Here is an 18,613-nt window from a genome sequence, read left to right as displayed (position 1 = left end):
TGTATGAAAAATATAATCATTGCCTTTCGTTCTCTTTTCAAGAAAGGAAGGCATAATATAATGAAGATCGTCTCTTTAGGGGTAGGATTGGCTGTTGGATTGGTATTGATAGCTAAAGTTTACTTTGAACAATCGTATGATAGTTTCTATCCCGATGCCGACCGTATTTTCCAGATATGGGAGTGTGTAGAAAGAGATGGAGAATTAAAAGATTGGGGACGTACTAGCGGAGGAACTGCCGGCCTGATGAAAGAGAGTATTCCGGAGATAGAGATGGCTACACGTATTAATCCGTATGGAACATGGACGTTTACTATGACGGATACACAGCTTAAATATAAAGGCAAAACTGTTTTTGGTGATAGTTGCCTGTTTGAAATGTTACCTCGTCCTATCCTGTTAGGTAATGCGAAAGAAGTTCTTTCTACTCCGATGCAGGTAATGATATCCAGCCGTATGGCCGAAAAAATCGGTGGAAATGTAGTTGGAAAAACCTTCGTTGCCGACGATGCCCCGGGGCGCGTGCTTACTATTGGCGGTGTATTTGAGGAGATACCAGAAAATGCATCCGACCGTTACGATGTTATTATCTCCATGCCTTCTTCACCTCAGTTTATGTTTGCGGAATCGCATACGAATCTATTTGGAAACGACCGTTATATCAGTTACATCAAACTTTATACCAAAGCATCTGTCCCTACTGTACTTGAAGGAATGCTTAATATTGTTTACAAGCACTTTTCTCCGGAAGAACAAGCTAAGCAAGGGTATAAGTTTTCATATACTTTGCATGCAATATCCGATATACATAAGGAAGATGCGCAGGTGAAACGAATGGCTTGGCTGCTTTCACTGTTGGCATTTGCCTTGCTGTTTACTGCAATGATGAATTATATATTGATAGTTATATCCGGCATTGTGTCCCGTTCCAAAGAGGTGGCTGTTCATAAATGTTATGGAGCTACCGGTAAAAATATTAATGGTATGATGCTGGGGGAAGCTTTTGTACACATGGTTCTTTCGTTGGTATTGGCTGCCATTCTGATCTTTGCGTTCCGTGGAACAGTGGAGGAATTGTTAGGAGCATCACTCGAAGCTTTACTACTTTCAAAAGGCAGTCTGATACTGTTGCTTGTTTGCGGGCTTATTTTCTTAGGCAGTGGTTTGATGCCCGGTTATCTGTATGCCCGTATTCCTGTGGCTTCTGCTTTCCGTAATTTTAGAGAGAATAAACGTGTATGGAAATTAGCTCTGTTGTTTGCGCAGTTCATTGCCGCCGGTTTCTTGTTTACGATGTTGATCTTTATAGGCCGTCAGTATAATTATATGGTAAATGACAATCCGGGTTATGAGTATGAAAATCTGGCTTATAGTGAATTGGCTGGTGTGGATTCTACTGCTCGTCGTAAAGCGGTAGACGAATTGATGCGTTTACCGGAAGTCGCAGCGGTTACAACTTGCTATCAGTTACCTTTTGCTGTATCTTCCGGCAACAATATAACACTACCTGGTTCGGACAGAGAATATTTCAATATAGCAGACCAATATAGTGTGGGTAACGGATATCTGAAGATTATGGGAATTCCGGTCATACAGGGACGTTCTTTTACAGAAAATATAACTAATTCGAACGAGGTTATGGTGGATCGCCGGTTTGTTGAGAAGATGAAACTATTGGCAGGCTGGACAGACGATGTGATAGGGAAAGCTATTTTAGTGACAGAACACGGGTATGATGAAACAACAGGCCAAAGGTCACCGTTCACAATCTGCGGTGTTTACGAAAATTTCCGTTTAGGTTCGATCGCCAGCCAGGATGAGCGCCCGACGGTTATGTTCTATTCTAAAACGCCCTCTTATAATTTGTTGGTGAAATTCCACAATCTGGATGCAAGAGGAATGGAGCATGTGCAGAAGGAGATTTCTGCCCTTTTTCCAAACAATGATATTACACTGAATGCATTCCGTACGGAGATAAAGGATATGTATAACGAATCCCGTCAGTTTCGTGACTCCGTGCTGATAGGCGGTTGTATCACTCTGCTTATTGCCCTGATTGGTCTGATAGGTTACACGAACGACGAGGTGAACCGCCGCCGTAAGGAGATTGCCGTCCGCCGGGTAAGTGGAGCTGAGGTGATGGAAATTATAAAACTGTTCCTCCGTGATATAATACGTATTGCACTTCCTGCGGTCATATTAGGCGGTTGCTTTGCCTTCTTTGCAGTGCAGAAATGGATGGAGCAGTTCACAGAGAAGGTGCCGCTCGCATGGTATATCTTCATTGGTTGCGGAGCAGCTGTGTTGTTGGTTATTCTGTCGGTGGTCTGTCTGAATGTACACCATACAGCAAATGATAATCCGGTAAATAGCCTGAAGAGCGAATAGGGATATACAGTGATAGATTTCTATGATGAATAATATGGAATACAATGAATAACCTACTTAATTTAAAAGCTTTCGCTAAATTTCTGAGCCGTAATAAGGCCTATACTGCTATCGATATATTCGGACTGAGTGTATCGTTGATGTTTGTGTTATTAATTGCGGTCTATACCGTACAGGAGCTATCGGTTGATAGTTTTCAAACGAAAGCCGATCGTATTTATGTGTTGGGTAACGAAAATATGCCAGTCTCCGCACCGGGTATTGCTTACCAGCTGAAAAACCGTTATCCGGAGATAGAGAAAGTATGTCCTGTTATGGCTGGTGCCTGGGACGGTCTGACTATGAAATGGAAAGATAAGAAAATGAAAGCGGATTTGTTGTTTGCTGATTCTACCTTCTTTGATCTTTTTGATTTCCAGTTGATAAGCGGTAGCCCGTCTCAGGTTCTGAGTGCACGCAATTATGCTGTAGTGTCCGAATCATTTGCCCGTAAACTGTTTGGTGAGCAAGACCCGACAGGCAAATCGTTGCTTGTAGGAGACACTATCTCTGTTGTGGTGAGCGGTGTTGTAAAAGACATGGTACATTCTGCATTGCCTGCTGCGGATATAATAATCCGTTGGGAACAGATACAGAAAATGAATCCGTCTCTTACTCCTGATGCTTTAAATAATGCAGGTAGCATTACCATCTTTGTGCTGGCACAAAAAGGAAGTAATTTTCAGTCACGTACGACGGATATTCATGACTGGTTCAAAACGTTCTTTTGGATTTATGAACGTGATGTTTGGAAAGAAGTACGCTTGGAGCCTCTTAAAACATTCTACTTTTCCGGTTGGGGTGGTGGATGGCCATTGCATACAGGCGACTGGAAGTTCGTAATGGTTTTGATGTCCGTAGGAATCTTGATCCTTATTTTTGCTGTAATCAATTATATCAACCTTACGGTAGCTCAAGCCGGTTTTCGTGCAAAAGAGATGGCTACCCGCCGTTTGCTCGGTTCTTCACGTGGAGAGCTGTTTTTCCGGTTGATGTTGGAAGCTACTTTGCTAACATTTATATCGTTATTAATAGGTATTTTATTGGCTTTTGCGGCTATTCCGTTTGTGAATGATCTGCTGAATACCCATATTGATTTGTCAGTATTGTTTACATGGCCTTGGATAGTTAGTATTCTGGCATTGACACTGTCGGTAGGGGTGCTTTCAGGATTGTTGCCTGCCTTGGTTATCTCTTCGGCAAAACCGATAGAGGTAGTACGTGGTACGTTTCGTGCCAAAACAAAAATGGTGTTTAGTAAGTTCTTTATTACTTTTGAGAATGTGATAACCATTACGATGATTGCCGTATCCATTTTGATGATTATGCAAATCAAACACATGTTGGATGCCCCGTTAGGCTTTAAAACAACCAATGTATTGGTTTCGGGAAGTATCTGGGATGATACGCAATTGAATGCTTTTGTTAACGAACTGCGTAGTTTGCCTGGTGTGAAGCAGGTAGGAAAGACTCGTGGAGTACCGGTATATGGTGGAAGTAACAATTGGACAGCAACGTATGATGGACGCAATTTCAGCTTTCAACAATTCATTATGGATAAAGAATGTTTCGACATTTTGGGTTTAGAAATTGTCCGGGATAATCAGGTTGCCAATTCTAATTTTGGCTTTTATTTAAGTGAACAAACTGTGCGTGATATGAACTTGCCGGCAGATGCTCAGTCGTTCGTATTAAACGATGGTGATCCGATTAGTCTTTACGGAATTATTAAGGAATTCCATATTTATAATATTTCTATGGAAAACAAACCTATTATGTTCCGCTTCCTTAAAAAGGATGAAATGCCCTGGCAGATTGTGGTTGAAACTATCGGCAATCCGTTTGTAGCTTATAAAGAGGTTGCTGCAGCTTATGAGAAGGTGACAGGATTGGAATATGAGGGTGTTTTTATGGATCAGGAATTACGTGAACAGCATGCTTCGCAGATTCGTATGGTTAAAATCATCAGTGTTTTTGCTATAATCGCTATTTTGATCTCTTTGCTTGGTCTTATCGCTATGTCAACTTACTTCATCCAACAGCGTTCAAAGGAAGTTGCCGTGCGTAAGGTGTTTGGCTCGACTAATAAAGAGATATTGATAAAATTGGTACGTACTTTTATGATCTATGTAGGTATAGCTTTTGTGATAGCAGTCCCGATCATCTATCATTTTGGTAATGATTGGCTGTCCAATTATTCATATCGCATAGCGCTAAATCCGCTCGTCTTTATTGTTGCAGGTCTGTTCTGTTTCGTTATCTCGTTTGCTGCAGTATTCGTGCAGAGTTGGCGGGCTGCCAATACCGATCCGGTGGAGAGCTTCAGACATGTACAACAGTAGAAATTACACAAAATATAAATAGGAGAAAACAGGTATGAAAACGATTATAAGGAACTTTATCAGCGTGTTGCGCCGCTTCAAGATGGCGACAATACTTAACATACTAGGGTTGTCGGTTGCTTTTGGTGCCTTTATGGTAATTCAGATGCAGGTGGAATATGACCGTACTTTCGATACGTTTCATAAAGATTCCGAGGTAATTTACCGGGTAGACCTGCAATGGGAAGGCGATCCGGTGCAGGCCATCTTTTCCCGTCCGATGGCGGATGCCTTTGCCCGCTTTTCCCCTCATATCAAGGCCGGAGCTTTGACATATCCTTTTTGCCAGGAGACACTTTTTACTGTGGATAGGGATGGAGATAAAGAGAGTTATTTTGAAAAGAGCCTGACGGTTTACCCTTCTTTCACCGATGTGTTCCGGTTTGATATGACAGAAGGAAGCGATAAAGCGCTGAATGAACCGAATAAGATTCTGTTACCCGAAAGCCTGGCACGTAAAATGTTCGGCAGCGAATCGGCAGTAGGCAAAGTGCTCGAACCGAGGGAGACACATTCGATGATGGCCGGCTTGTTTGATGAGAAGAGTGGCCGGCTCGTTGTGGGAGGTGTGTATAAAGACTTCCCCAAGAACAGTATTGTAGAGAACGTGATCTATAAGCCGATGAATGAAAAAGAAAATGCACACCATTGGGGTAATTCCAGCTATTACTTTTACATCCGTCTGGATTCGCCCGAATCGGCAAAGGAGCTGGTAAACGACTTTCTGGCTTACTATAAGAAGAACGATTTGGGGAAGAATATCACTTGGTTTAAAGGCGGGGTTAATTTCCGCCTTGTACAACTTCCGGACATCCATTTCACGACGGACGCTACGTACGATTCTACCCCTAAGGCAGACCGTCAGACGCTGTGGGTACTGGTCGCAATTGCCATCGTGATACTTATTATTGCCGGCATCAACTTTACGAATTTCAGTATGGCACTTACGCCGATGCGCATCAAAAGTATAAACACACAGAAAGTATTGGGAAGTCCGGATAGTACGCTTCGCTTTTCTTTGCAGATGGAGGCTGTTTGTATCAGTATGATTGCCTTTTTGCTGGCTTTGTGGATGGTGTCTATGCTGGGGAAAACCCCGTTGGCTTTGTTGGTGAATGCGGAATTGTCGTTGGCGGCTCATCCTTTGCTGGTGGCTGTCACAGCCGGTGTTTCCATTGTCTTGGGTCTGGTAGCAGGCTATTATCCATCCAACTATGTCACTTCCTTTCCTCCGGCACTGGTGCTAAAAGGGACTTTTGGTCTTTCGTCTCAGGGACGCATGTTGCGGAATGTACTGATAGGCATCCAATTCTTTGCCTCGTTTGCGCTGATCATCGGGGCTATGTTTATGTATCTGCAGAACCGTTATATGTCTACCTCTTCGTTGGGATACGAGAAAGACCAACTGATTGTTACCAATATTACTCAGTCGGTGAAGGATAAGAAAGAGGCGTTTGCCAACCAGTTGAAGTCGTATTCGGGTATTGAGGGTGTAACTTTCGCTTCGGTACTTATTTCGAACCAAGACCAGTTTATGGGATGGGGACGTGAACTGAACGGGAATAATATCCAGTTTCAATGCTTGCCGGTAGATGTTGCTTTCATGGACCTGATGGGAATAAAAGTAAACGAAGGGCGCGGCTTCCGAAAGAGTGATGAACTGGCAAGCACGGGTTGCTACGTTTTCAACGAACGGGCCAGGAGTATGTATAATATCCGGTTGGGCGATAAGATATATGGAGACGAAGTGGTCGGCTTTATGCCGGACGTCAAGTTTGCCACCTTCCGTACGGAAGTGACCCCGATGGCATTCTACTTCTGGGGCAACAAGCCGGAGATGGAAGAAAACCTTTCGTATGCCTATATTAAGGTAAAGGCCGGAACCGATCTGCATGCGGCCATGCAGGAGGTGAAAGGCGCCCTGAAGAATATCGATCCGGATTATCCTTTCTATGTCCGCTTCTTCGACGAAGTGCTGAATAATGCGTATGCCAAAGAGAGAAGCCTGAGCCTGCTCATCACACTATTTAGCCTGATAGCCGTATTCATTTCGATTGTAGGCGTATTTGGGCTGGTGGTGTTCGAGAGCCAATACCGCCGCAAGGAGATAGGCTTGCGTAAGGTGATGGGGTCTACTACATCTCAAATACTGGTTATGTTCAATAAAACGTATTTTCGCATTTTGCTGGTTTGTTTCGTGTTGGCGGCTCCGGTTGCCTACTTTGCGATAATTCGCTGGCTCGAGAACTTTGCTTACAAAACGCCGGTCTATGCCTGGGTGTTTCTGCTAGCTTTCCTGCTGGTGTCTATGATAACCATTCTGACGGTTACGTTCCAGAACTGGCGTGCAGCAAATGAAAATCCGGTGGATAGTATTAAAACAGAATAATTAAAACATAAATAAAACAAATACGATTATGATCAAGATTGAAGGTTTAAGTAAGTTCTTCCGTACGGAAGAAGTAGAAACAATAGCATTGAACAAGGTTTCTTTGGAAGTAAAGGACGGCGAATTTGTCGCTATCATGGGTCCTTCCGGTTGTGGGAAGTCTACCTTGTTGAATATTCTCGGCCTTCTGGATAATCCTTCTGAGGGTAATTATTATCTGGGCGAGCTGGAAGTAGGCCACCTCAAAGAGAAGGAACGCACGCAGGTTCGTAAAGGTAACATAGGATTCGTGTTCCAGAGTTTCAACCTGATCGATGAATTGAATGTTTTCGAGAATGTAGAGCTTCCTTTGACTTACTTAAAAATAAAGGCTTCCGAGCGTAAGCAGATGGTAACGGATATCCTGAAGCGAATGAATATCAGTCATCGTGCCGCTCACTTCCCTCAGCAGTTGTCCGGTGGTCAGCAGCAACGTGTGGCTATCGCCCGTGCTGTGGTTTCCAACCCGAAGATCATCCTTGCGGATGAGCCTACCGGTAATCTGGATTCAAAGAATGGGGCGGAGGTAATGCAACTCCTCACCGAGCTGAATAAGGAAGGAACCACAATTGTAATGGTGACCCACTCCAAGCATGATGCGAGCTTTGCCCACCGTGTTATCAATTTGTTTGATGGTAGTATTGTATCTTCGGTTAGCGAATTTATCTAAGTTTAGTTACCGTCCGCTGAAGCGGACGGCCTAAAGGATGTTCTCTCTGTTGGCTTTAGACAAATTTCTTTCTGGGGTTGGGCTAAAGCCATATTCTATCTGCCAATCAGATATCCCGCACGCAGCGAACGTAGAGGTTATTTGTCTTGGAGAAGGAACGGTTCGTGGAGCCACTGTAGAGACTTACAGTCCAGGCGTTACCGGCTTTGCCATCACTGCCCTCAGTGGCTGTCCAGGTGTAGTCATTGTTTGTAGTGAAGCCTCCTTTGCCTATCAGTTGCGGGTGTAGCACCCAAATCATCTGTAATTCCCGTTGTGTAGGCAGGCGCCATTGTCCGGCTGTTCCTCCTTCTCCCGAGTAGGCCTTGCAGGCATTCCATGCATCTGCCCAAGTCATAGAAGTTCCTCCGCTACTATTTGTCAGCTTGTCCCTCATCACCTGATAGCGGGTGGACATCTTTGCATTCCATGTACCGGAATGATTGGAGACAGCCTGTCCAACAGAGAGGTATTCCGTATTGCTAGGAGTGCATGCATGCATGGCTTCGCGCCGGCTGTTTGCTTCCGAAAGGGGTAGCAAACAGCCCAGCGGATTCAGAGCCGACAGGTCTATCACCGGATAGCCGTTAATGGTGGTAGCCATGGGTGTTACCGTTAATGGCTGCCCGGCATCCTTTACGCAACGCACATAGAAACGACCCGCCTTGCCGTTGCTGAAGATGTTCGTTCCGCCGGTAGTGAGGGTTGTCATATAGCTGCTTTGCGAATCTCCCTCCGTGGATGCCCAGTAGTAATTGTTTGACGTTCTATATTCTTTAAACTTCCCGCTGCCATCTATCCCTTGCTTCATAGCCCATATAGCCATCAGCTGCGTTTGGGTTGGCAGATACCATCCTGTCTCTCCGTTTACATTCAGGCTGTTGCAATAGTCGTAAGCGTATCCGGATCCTTTCTCTATGTTGGCTAATGTATAGGTGTGGTCCCAGAATCTCCGGCTTTCTGGTTGGTATCGGGTGGTTTCATCGTCCGACCATTTTATTCCGCTTTTATCGGTTGAATAAGCTGAGAGCAGCAACATCTTTGTGTAGCTTCCGGTTATAGTATATGTAGCACCTGTGCCTGTCGTGTAGCCGCTAGCCCCTCCAAACAGGCCGATGCATAATCCAACGGCTTGTTTGGATACATCCATTGTCACCCTCCCATCGTTTGCTGCCAGATATTTTTGTGCGGCCAGCGTTCCGCTTACCGTGGATGTTATGGTGTAGTTGGTATGGCGGCGTAGTGAGAAGTCTGTCAGGTTGCTGCTTTTCCCCAAATAAATGTCATAGTTGAATGTTTCCGTTCCGTTCTTTATATATTCTTCTCCAATGGCAGGGGCTGTGTTCACTATTGATTTTGCAGCCGATGTAATCCTGATGTAGCTTGCATTGGCCGGGGCTTTGCTGCTGTTTCTGTCTGCCTGTGAGGAGATATTGCTTCCTGCCGGGCGGATGTTTTCTCCTACATACCAGACATTGCTATTGGCATTGCTTCCTGGTGTCGTTGCAACAAAGGATGCGGTTTGCGTATTTCCTGTCCCGTTGTAGTTGTCGTTGCCCCGCGTTGCAAAGTAGGGTGTTCCGGCGTTGCATAAAGTAATGGATTAGCGCGCCGGGCCTCCCGTTATGCTGAAAGTATTGCTTAGGGTCACTTTCGCCAGCGTGCGGTAGAGCTGTACGGATGTTGTTGCGTTTACTCCACCGGCAAATAGATTCACCGTTGCCGTTCCGGCGTAGGGTACGTCTGCGTCTGCGGCTATATTGTTCGTCATCACCAGCGCTTGAAAGTTTGCATAGTTTCCTGTGAAGTTTGCAAAGCTTCCTGTGCCTCCCGTGCTGGCGTAGTTGTTTGTTGCCGCATTATCGTTTGCTACAACCACTAGCCGGCAACTTGTTGCTGCCGGATCAGCTACGTTTGTAAAGGTTACTACTTTGTTTGTGTTTGCCGTCATGGTTCCGATGTTGGCTCTGCCGTTGAACGTTCCGTCGCTCTTAAAAAGGAGGGCGTAGACGTTCTTCAACGTTGTTGGCGCTTTGGTGGAAGGCATATCCGCAGAACAACTGTCTGTATCACTCGATACCAGTTCGTAGCTGAAGCCTGCTTGCGCGGCTTCGCTTCCCGGGGCTGCTTCGCGAATTAGCGCTCTCGTCTCCGGTATGGCTTCTACGTCGGTTTTGAGCGTAAGTGTCAGGGTATGTCCTGCGGTTTTGTCTTTTTCTAGTCCGTCGTCGTCGTTGCAGGCGGTCAATGCAGGCAGCATTGCCAGCATTATCAGGAAACCGGCCGCGAGGTAGCGGGTTTTGATCGCTTTTGTTTGTTCCATAACTTTGAATTTAGAGAGTTAATATTAGGTTGAAAATTGAGAAATCCGTTCTGTAGAGCCTCTGTAGGTATACGGAGGTATCACTGGAGCTCCGGCAACGGTTTTGTAGGGGTACAGAATGGCTGCCGGCGCGTCTGTAATGGTTTTGTAGGCCTACAAAATGGCTGCAGCTACTCCGGTAATGGTTTTGTAGGGGTACGGAGCCTCCGCCGGTGCGTCGGTAATACTTTTGTAGGTATACGGAGGTTTTCCGTGCGGTACGGACACACGTTTTCGGCAGGCTGCAAGGGCAGCCTGCTATGTTTTGATTGAGTTTTACCGGGAAAAAGGAGGCGGAAAGGTTACGTTTTTTTTGCAAAATTTCCTTCTTCATGAAGAAGGACTGTGGAACATACATGTTCCACAGATATATGTCTTATACAAGGAATGTATTTCATCTTGTTTATGAAATGTTGCGGGGGCAAAGATAGGGATTTCTTGCGCGGTAAGGAAAAATATCTGCGTAAATCTGTGCTTGTTTGCCGTGCTATCCGGGAACTTTTAAAAAAGATTCTGCGTATAGTTTATGTTTTCCAATGCCAGTTTATATCCTTCGATAATATCATGCATTACGTCTGCAACCGGCTGCAGTTCCCAGAATTGGGAAGCAACCTGGCCTATTTCCAGTTCGCCTTCTTTCAGATCGCCTTCAAAGATACCTTTCTTGGCACGTCCTTTGCCTAATAATTCCCGTAATTCGTCGGCAGAGGCTCCGCGGGCTTCGGCTTCTTCTACTGCTGTGGCGAAGTCTCCTTTTGCCAGACGGGTAGGAGCAAGCTTTTTAAGTAATAACCTGGTATCACCTTCCTGAAGATTCAGACATAGTTTTTTAAAATCTTCATGTGCCGAGCTTTCCCGGGTGAGCGCAAAACGTGTCCCTATTTGTACGCCTTCGGCTCCCAGGGCAATGGCTGCCAGCATAGATTGACCGCTTCCGATGCCTCCTGCTGCAATCAATGGCAATGAAGTGGCTTTGCGAACGGATGGGATAAGGCACATGGTGGTGGTTTCTTCGCGCCCGTTATGCCCTCCGGCTTCAAAACCTTCGGCTACAACAGCGTCTACGCCGGCTTCCTCGCATTTGGTTGCAAATTTGGAACTGCTTACTACATGAGTAACAATGATTCCGTGTTTTTTAAGAAACCCTGTCCATGTTTTAGGATTACCGGCTGAGGTGAAGACTGTTTTTACCCCTTCTTCTACAATTATATTCATGATTGTTTCTATCTCCGGGTACATCAACGGCACGTTTACGCCGAAGGGTTTGTCCGTAGCCGCCTTGCATTTGCGGATATGTTCGCGGAGCACTTCGGGGTGCATGGAGCCTGCCCCTAATAAACCCAGTCCGCCTGCGTTACTTACGGCGGAGGCCAGTCTCCATCCGCTGCACCATACCATCCCTGCCTGGATAATGGGATATTGAATCCCGAAAAGTGTTGTAATTCTATTCATATTCTGTTACATATTCTATGTCAGGTTGTTTTATATATTACCGGTTTGTTGTTTAAGCATTATGCGAAAATAAGTGATACTGATGAAACAACAAAATGAATGGCCGAAGTGTTACAATATTAACTAAACAATAAATACATAGAGATATGCCGGAAAAAATATTAAAAACTTTATGGGACGAGAGTGATGAACTGTTTGATGAAACAGGATCAACCAGGTCGGTGTTGTCAGACGATTATACTTCGGGAGATGTTAAGGATCTGACAGACGATATAGAGAACAAGATTGATGAAGAAGACGACATCATAAAAACCGAGTTGGGAGAATAACATTCTTTATCCGTCCCCGGAATACACAGAAAGGCTATATCATAATCGGGAATTTTCCGAATTTTGGTATAGCCCTTTTTATGCCTGTTTACCTAATCTTCCTTATATTTGCAGGGAGTATCCCGGATGCATAAATGATGCAATGGACATGTATAAGAATTTCCGCGGGAAAGAATCGGGGATTGAAATAATATAACATAAATTCTATTAATGATGAAACAATTAATTATGGCTACCGGATTGGCGCTTGTATTGGGAGCATGTTCTGGCAAAAAGGCCGAAGTTGCGGAAACCGGCAATCCGTTTCTGACAGAGTTTACCACTCCATTTGGTGTTCCTCCTTTTGAGCAGATAAAACTAGAGCATTACAAACCTGCTTTTCTGCAAGGAATGGAAGAGCAGACAAAAGAGATCGAAGCAATTGCAAATAATCCGGAGGAACCTACATTCGAAAATACGGTTGTGGCATTAGACCAAAGCGGTAAGCTGCTCCGGAAGGTAAGTGCTGTTTTCTTTGGCCAGAACAGCGTTAATACAAACGACGAAATGCAGGCTTTGAATAAGGAACTGTCTCCATTACTGTCGAAACATGATGATGATATAAACCTGAATCCCGCTTTATTTGCACGGGTAAAAGCTGTTTATGATAATCAGGCAAATTTGAATCTGGATAAGGAACAGACAAAACTATTGGACGAAATCTATAAAGACTTTGTTCGTGGAGGTGCTAACCTGGATGCGGATAAGCAAGCTAAACTACGGGAGTTGAATAGTGAAATATCCATGCTTCAACTTACATTTGGCCAGAATGTGCTGAAGGAGACCAACGCGTTTCAACTGGTAATTGATAATAAAGATGATTTGTCCGGACTACCGGAAACATTAATTGCTAATGCTGCATCTGCCGCAAAAGCTGCCGGGATGGAAGGCAAGTGGTTATTTACGCTGCATAATCCAAGCGTGATGCCTTTCCTTCAATATGCTGATAACCGTGCTTTACGCGAGAAAATATTTAACGGTTATATTAGCCGCGGCAATAACAATAATGCCAATGATAACAAAGAGGTCGTACGCAAGTTGATTACTGCCCGCCTGGAAAAAGCCAGGTTGATGGGATATGAAGACTATGCTGCATTCGTACTCGAAGAACGTATGGCAAAGAATGCAGGTAACGTATATAAACTTTTGAATGAAATCTGGACTCCGGCCTTATCCAAAGCCAAAGAAGAACTGGCAGACATTAATGCCGAGATAAAGAAAGAAGGCGGCAACTTTGAAGCCGAAGGCTGGGACTGGCGTTATTACTTTGAGAAAGCCAAGAAGGCGAAGTTTGATTTAGATGAAAACCAGATCCGTCCGTATTTGAAATTGGATAATGTGCGTGATGGCGCATTCTATGTTGCCAATAAATTATACGGCATCACTTTCACACCGATAAAGAATATCCCATTACCTCATCCCGAGGCGCAGGCATTTGAATGTAAAGATAAGGATGGAACCTATCTGGGCGTGCTCTATTTTGACTTTTTCCCGCGCGAAAGCAAACGTCCCGGAGCCTGGTGCGGAACCTATCGTTCGCAGACATATCAGGATGGAACCCGTCTTGGTCCGGTGGTTACTATAGTGTGCAACTTTAGTCAGCCTGCTGCCGGACAACCGGCTTTGTTGAGCGCTGATGAAGCAGAAACATTGTTCCACGAATTTGGTCACGGGCTGCATAATTTATTTAAGGATGTACATTATTACGGTGTGTCCGGTGTACCTCGCGATTTTGTAGAACTTCCTTCCCAGGTTATGGAACATTGGGCATTTGAACCTGAAGTATTGAAGGTTTATGCCAAACATTATCAGACCGGAGAAGTAATACCGGCCGAACTGATAGATAAACTGGATAAGAGCGGTAAATATGGCCAGGGCTTTGCTACAACCGAATATCTGGCCGCTTCTTTGCTTGATATGGATTATCATGTAATGAAAGAAATCCCGGCAGGTTTGGATGTGATGAAGTTTGAGAGTGAAACGTTGGGAAAGCGTGGCATCTTAAAGCAGATTCCATCCCGTTACCGCACTACTTACTTCAACCATACCATGGGAGGCGGTTATACTGCAGGATATTACAGTTATATCTGGGCTGAAGTGCTGGATGCGGATGCTTTTGAAGCCTATAAGGAAACGGGTGATATATTTAATCCGGAGGTTGCAGATAAATTCAGAAGATATATTTTGACTCCCGGAGGAATAGACGATGCAATGGTAATGTATGTGAACTTCCGCGGAAAAGAACCCGGGACAGGACCATTGTTGAAGAACAGGGGCTTGAAATGATTCATAAAAAGAGTATACGTGCTGTTTGTTTAAAGGACGTATACTCTTTTCTAAAAGTATATATGTGATGCAATGCCATAAAAGGTAGGCATCGGAATAGAAAAAGGTTAGCATCCTGATTGCAACCGTTCGGCAACAAAACAAATTCTTCCCTTCTTTTAGTTTGTATATTTCCGGGGATAGCCGGTCAGGATCGCAATCACCGCTCCGGCTCCCAGTAAATAAGGATAATACAGATATTGCATAATTTCGATAGGAGAGGTGTTGCCAAGCCCGGAAGCCATTAATAGCTGTGCTCCGTAAGGTATGATACCTTGTACGAAACATGAAAAGATATCTAATATGCTGGCACTTCGACGCGGATCGACATTAAACTTATCCGCAATATCTTTTGCAATAGGACCAGCCATTATCAATGCTATCGTATTATTGGCCGTGCATAGGTTGGCAAAACCGACTAAGCCGGCAATACTGATTTCGGCTCCTTTGGAGGAATGGATATGTGATGTTAATTTTTGGATGATCCAGTCTATCCCGCCATTGTAACGAATCATTTCGAGCATACCTCCTGCCAGCAGAGTGACAATAATTAATTCCCCCATATTGGTAATCCCCGATCCCATAGCTGCATTCCATCCCCAGACGTCGAAACTTCCGGTAATCAACCCTACAATCCCGGATAGAATAATCCCGATAAAAAGAACAAGCATCACATGCATACCACATATAGCCGTGATAAGAACCACCAGATAAGGCACTACTTTTCCCCATTCGATGGAAGAAGGTATATAAGCCTCACGCACTTCACTACCCATAAAAATATATATGAGCCCTGTAATGATTGCGATAGGAAGGGCGATCCGTATATTTACCTTGAACTTATCCGACATTTTGCATCCTTGCGTGCGGGTGGCTACAATAGTGGTATCGGAAATGAAAGACAGGTTGTCGCCAAACATCGCCCCGCTAACAACGACGCCCAACATTAAAGCGCCGGGCATCCCGGTCTTATCGGCTATACCTACGGCTACGGGAGCTAAAGCTACAATGGTTCCTACGGATGTACCTACGGAAATGGATATGAAGCAAGCTGCAATAAAAATGCCTGCCGCCAGTAGATTGCCAGGCAAGATAGACATTGCCAGGTTGACGGTTGCATCTACTGCACCCATGGCTTTGGCAGTTTGGGCAAAAGCTCCTGCCAATATGAATATTAATACCATCAGCATGATATTACTGTTGGCTGCCCCTCGGCAAAATTGTTCTATCCTGTTATTTAATTTTCCACCTTTTGAAATGGCAATGGCAACAATAGACGATATAACAAAAGCTACGGTTATAGGCATTTTGTAAAAATCTCCGGCCAGAATCGATACTACCAGATAGGATAGTAAGAATACGGCTAGAGGTAATAAAGCCCATGCGTTTGGTGTATGGTTGAGTGTTTTCTTTTCGAACTTTGAATACTGCATCAGAATGAGAACCGGAGAGCTATACGGACACCGCCTTTTTTGATATTAGGCTGGTCCAGGTAAGTCAACCGGCGATAATAGTCTATTCGTAAAATTTTGAAAATATTTTCCAGACCGACACTGGCCTCCATATAAGGAGTGTTGCCCAGAGGGGTTGTACCGTCGGGTAATGTGAATAATCCGGGAGTCAGTGCCGGATTGTTTTTATCGGTCAAACCTCCATAAACCCCGCTGAAGGAGACTACTTCACGCAGTTTCAGCCACTTTACCCCAGGTATACGGTTCAGTATCCATCCTTTCAGATAGTAGGTGAAATAGAATGATACATATTGGTCTGTCACAAATTCCAGGGCGCGCATCATATTGAATGCTTCGGGTTGAATTGTGATAGACTGGTTTGTATTTGGCATAATCAATAAGGGGAAAGGCACTTTATCCCACACTTTACCTGCTTTTACTTGGGCATCGATATGACCGAAAGAAGATAACCAAATACGTTTCTCCGCACTGATTTCCGTATGATTATAATTGTAATCTCCGCCTAATACGCCTTTTATACCTAATTGATGTGACAATTTGAATACCGGAGCATCTTTTGATAGATTGAAGACAGATCCTTTACCCGAACGTCCGTTGTAAGCACGTTCTCCCGGAGCAAAACGTAATTGGGCTCCAATTTCTGAGGTCGTAATACTTTTTATACGCGTCTTTGTACCGTCCGCATTTTCAAGATCATAATGCAATGTTCCTGCAGCTTCATTATTCTCGTTTCGGGCCCAGGTTTTAAATGTAAGGCCGTTTAACCATTCCTTTTCGTATTGGAACATCGATTTGCGGATGTATTGCATCTTTGTAACAGGTTCTCCCACTTTCCAGGCAACGAACATATTGTCTTTGCTGGTAAACAGGAAATCCTGACCGGGTGTATATACATCATATTCCTGTATGAATGAAAGATTATTTACAGGGCTTTCTCCTTCGTGATATGCCTTTTTATTAAAACTATGCGTCAGTTTGACATTGTATTTCAACTTTCGGTCATTAACCCCGTAGGCCAGATAGCCACTTGCAAACCAGTACGGATTTAGGTTTGCAGTAGTCATGCCCCCGACACGCATGCGGAAACCTTCCAGGTGGTTGGCACTAAAGGTGGTGTTCATCGGACCGAAATCAAACTTACTTTTACTCTTATCGCCGGTAGTTGGTATGTAACCGGATATAAGAATTTCAGCAGTCTTGATGATGACATTAAATGCCGGTACTTTACGTAGCTGGGCTAACAGATCATCCAATGCATTTTCTTTTTCTTTTAATGGAATATGCCGGTTATTTATCCAGAATGTGTCTGTCTGAGCTGTCGCTTCCGGCAAAACATGGAGAGGGCCTAAAAGCCCGAATACCGAATCTGCATTCTGTATGTTGAAATTATATTTGTCGAAATTTCGTAGCTGGTGGGCATATAATTGCTGGGTTCCTTTTACGATATAGAAGTTGACGTACGTATTTTCATTGCTTAATACCCAGGTACTGTCCGGCATACGTTTAAATTCTTGTTCGATGCGAAGTTTATCTACCCAGTTTAGGTTAATCTTTGCAGGTGTGTTTAAAACAAACTTTTTTACTGCATAATTGCCATCCAGAGTAATATATAGCCGACCTGTGAAACCGTAACTCTGACTGTTTACCGGGACAAAAGCCAAGTCTACGCATTTATCGCCTGACACATCCAGTGTGTCCATAATATAATATTTATAATAGGATGTGGCAAGGGTAGAGGACAGGGGACTTACAAACCGGTTTAACAGAATATTAATGTTGTTATCAAAAATATTTACTCCTTTGAATATTTCTTCAAGGTTGGAGGTTATACCTCCTCCGTCATCTAATGTCTTATCGATACCTTGCTGACGCTTTGCTTTTGTTATCGTTTTTTCTGTTTTCGGACTCTTACGGTAGTAGATATCGGATAGGGTTTCACGGACAGAAATTGTTAAGATAGGTTTGCCATTGAACTCGGATGTATCCAGGTAGTTCTTTATAAATTTGAATTTCTTGAGGAATTTGTTTTTATCCAGATTCGGATTGAAGTTGTCTAAAGACATACTGAGTTTTTCGTATGCTTCGGTTTGATATTCGTCTTTTGCCTCAATACGGTTGTCATTCTTATGTTCTATTACTTTTTTTATAAGTTCAACTGCCGGATTGTCTTTGCGGGTATATTTTTCTTTTTGGGGCTTTATTTCGATTTCTGCGATTTGGAAAGAGGTAGGGCGAAGCATGATATCCAAATTATCATTCTTTTTACCAACATTCAGACGTATCGTTTTATTATCATATCCTAATGATGAAATAACAAGGTTTTTGAGTCCTTTGTCATTCTGTAAAGTGAATTTTCCATTATCATCGGTCATCGCGCCAATTGTGGAATTTTCGAAAATGACAGACACGAAAGATAATGGTTCTCCTGTGACGGAATCTTTTACAATACCGGATGCGGTAGTGATACTTTGAGCGTATATGACAGATGTTCCGGTTACTGTAAGTAACAGAATTAGGAGTAATATATAACGAATCAGTTTTACCATAACTATTGTTATTCCTTCACGGATAATATAGTTTGCAAAGGTATATTTTTTCTTGTTAGGAGAGGGAAGCCGGCTATTAATAATCATTAATCACACTATTGTATCAAAACTATGTATACTTAAGATGACAATGTATTTATCCG

At 43.8% G+C, this 18,613-nt stretch carries 11 protein-coding genes; 6 read left to right on the top strand and 5 right to left on the bottom strand.

From position 1 onward, the window contains the following. Positions 1 to 3 precede the first annotated feature (3 nt). Genes CTY47_RS13780 through CTY47_RS13765 form a run of 4 tightly spaced genes read left to right on the top strand, consistent with a single transcriptional unit; the run spans position 4 to position 7,906 of the window. Entirely contained in the window at positions 4 to 2,388 is a 2,385-nt protein-coding gene (locus CTY47_RS13780) for an ABC transporter permease (protein ID WP_099465366.1), read from the top strand. Positions 2,389 to 2,432: 44 nt separating this feature from the next. Next, positions 2,433 to 4,769 carry an ABC transporter permease gene (locus CTY47_RS13775; RefSeq protein WP_099465365.1) on the top strand — a complete coding sequence of 779 codons (2,337 nt, stop codon included), beginning with the start codon at positions 2,433 to 2,435 and terminating at the stop codon, positions 4,767 to 4,769. A 34-nt stretch (positions 4,770 to 4,803) separates the two neighbouring features. Further along, on the top strand, positions 4,804 to 7,197 hold the full coding sequence (locus CTY47_RS13770) for an ABC transporter permease (RefSeq protein WP_099465364.1): 2,394 nt from the start codon (positions 4,804 to 4,806) through the stop codon (positions 7,195 to 7,197). Positions 7,198 to 7,225: 28 nt separating this feature from the next. Continuing rightward, complete coding sequence (locus CTY47_RS13765; protein ID WP_099465363.1) at positions 7,226 to 7,906, top strand: ABC transporter ATP-binding protein; 681 nt, start codon at positions 7,226 to 7,228, stop codon at positions 7,904 to 7,906. A gap of 106 nt (positions 7,907 to 8,012) precedes the next feature. Here CTY47_RS13765 and CTY47_RS13760 read toward each other — a convergent pair whose 3' ends face one another. From CTY47_RS13760 to CTY47_RS13750, 3 genes are all read right to left on the bottom strand, one after another. Beyond that, positions 8,013 to 9,545 carry an Lcl domain-containing protein gene (locus tag CTY47_RS13760; RefSeq protein WP_456238499.1) on the bottom strand — a complete coding sequence of 511 codons (1,533 nt, stop codon included), beginning with the start codon at positions 9,543 to 9,545 and terminating at the stop codon, positions 8,013 to 8,015. Between the two features lie 3 nt (positions 9,546 to 9,548). Continuing rightward, on the bottom strand, positions 9,549 to 10,268 hold the full coding sequence (locus CTY47_RS13755) for a hypothetical protein (RefSeq protein WP_099465361.1): 720 nt from the start codon (positions 10,266 to 10,268) through the stop codon (positions 9,549 to 9,551). 540 nt (positions 10,269 to 10,808) lie between these two features. Continuing rightward, on the bottom strand, positions 10,809 to 11,759 hold the full coding sequence (locus CTY47_RS13750; RefSeq protein WP_099465360.1) for an NAD(P)H-dependent flavin oxidoreductase: 951 nt from the start codon (positions 11,757 to 11,759) through the stop codon (positions 10,809 to 10,811). A 146-nt stretch (positions 11,760 to 11,905) separates the two neighbouring features. On the opposite strand from CTY47_RS13750, the gene CTY47_RS13745 reads away from it, so the two are divergent. Beyond that, entirely contained in the window at positions 11,906 to 12,088 is a 183-nt protein-coding gene (locus CTY47_RS13745) for a hypothetical protein (protein WP_099465359.1), read from the top strand. Between the two features lie 213 nt (positions 12,089 to 12,301). Beyond that, on the top strand, positions 12,302 to 14,413 hold the full coding sequence (locus tag CTY47_RS13740; RefSeq protein ID WP_099465514.1) for a M3 family metallopeptidase: 2,112 nt from the start codon (positions 12,302 to 12,304) through the stop codon (positions 14,411 to 14,413). A 158-nt stretch (positions 14,414 to 14,571) separates the two neighbouring features. On the opposite strand, the gene CTY47_RS13735 is transcribed toward CTY47_RS13740, so the two are convergent. Next, positions 14,572 to 15,885 (bottom strand): Na+/H+ antiporter NhaC family protein, encoded by a 1,314-nt coding sequence (locus CTY47_RS13735; RefSeq protein WP_099465358.1) that lies wholly within the window; start codon positions 15,883 to 15,885, stop codon positions 14,572 to 14,574. Then, the gene (locus CTY47_RS13730) at positions 15,885 to 18,470 is read right to left on the bottom strand and encodes a DUF5686 and carboxypeptidase-like regulatory domain-containing protein (protein ID WP_099465513.1); all 2,586 of its coding nucleotides are present in this window, start codon (positions 18,468 to 18,470) and stop codon (positions 15,885 to 15,887) included. Before CTY47_RS13730 ends, CTY47_RS13735 begins: the two co-directional genes overlap by 1 nt. Between the last annotated feature and the right edge of the window lie 143 nt (positions 18,471 to 18,613).

Source organism: Parabacteroides provencensis (genome assembly GCF_900232875.1).
Lineage (GTDB): Bacteria > Bacteroidota > Bacteroidia > Bacteroidales > Tannerellaceae > Parabacteroides > Parabacteroides chinchillae.
Note: the sequence above shows the minus strand (reverse complement) of the source record. Positions and strands in the feature narration are given on the sequence as shown.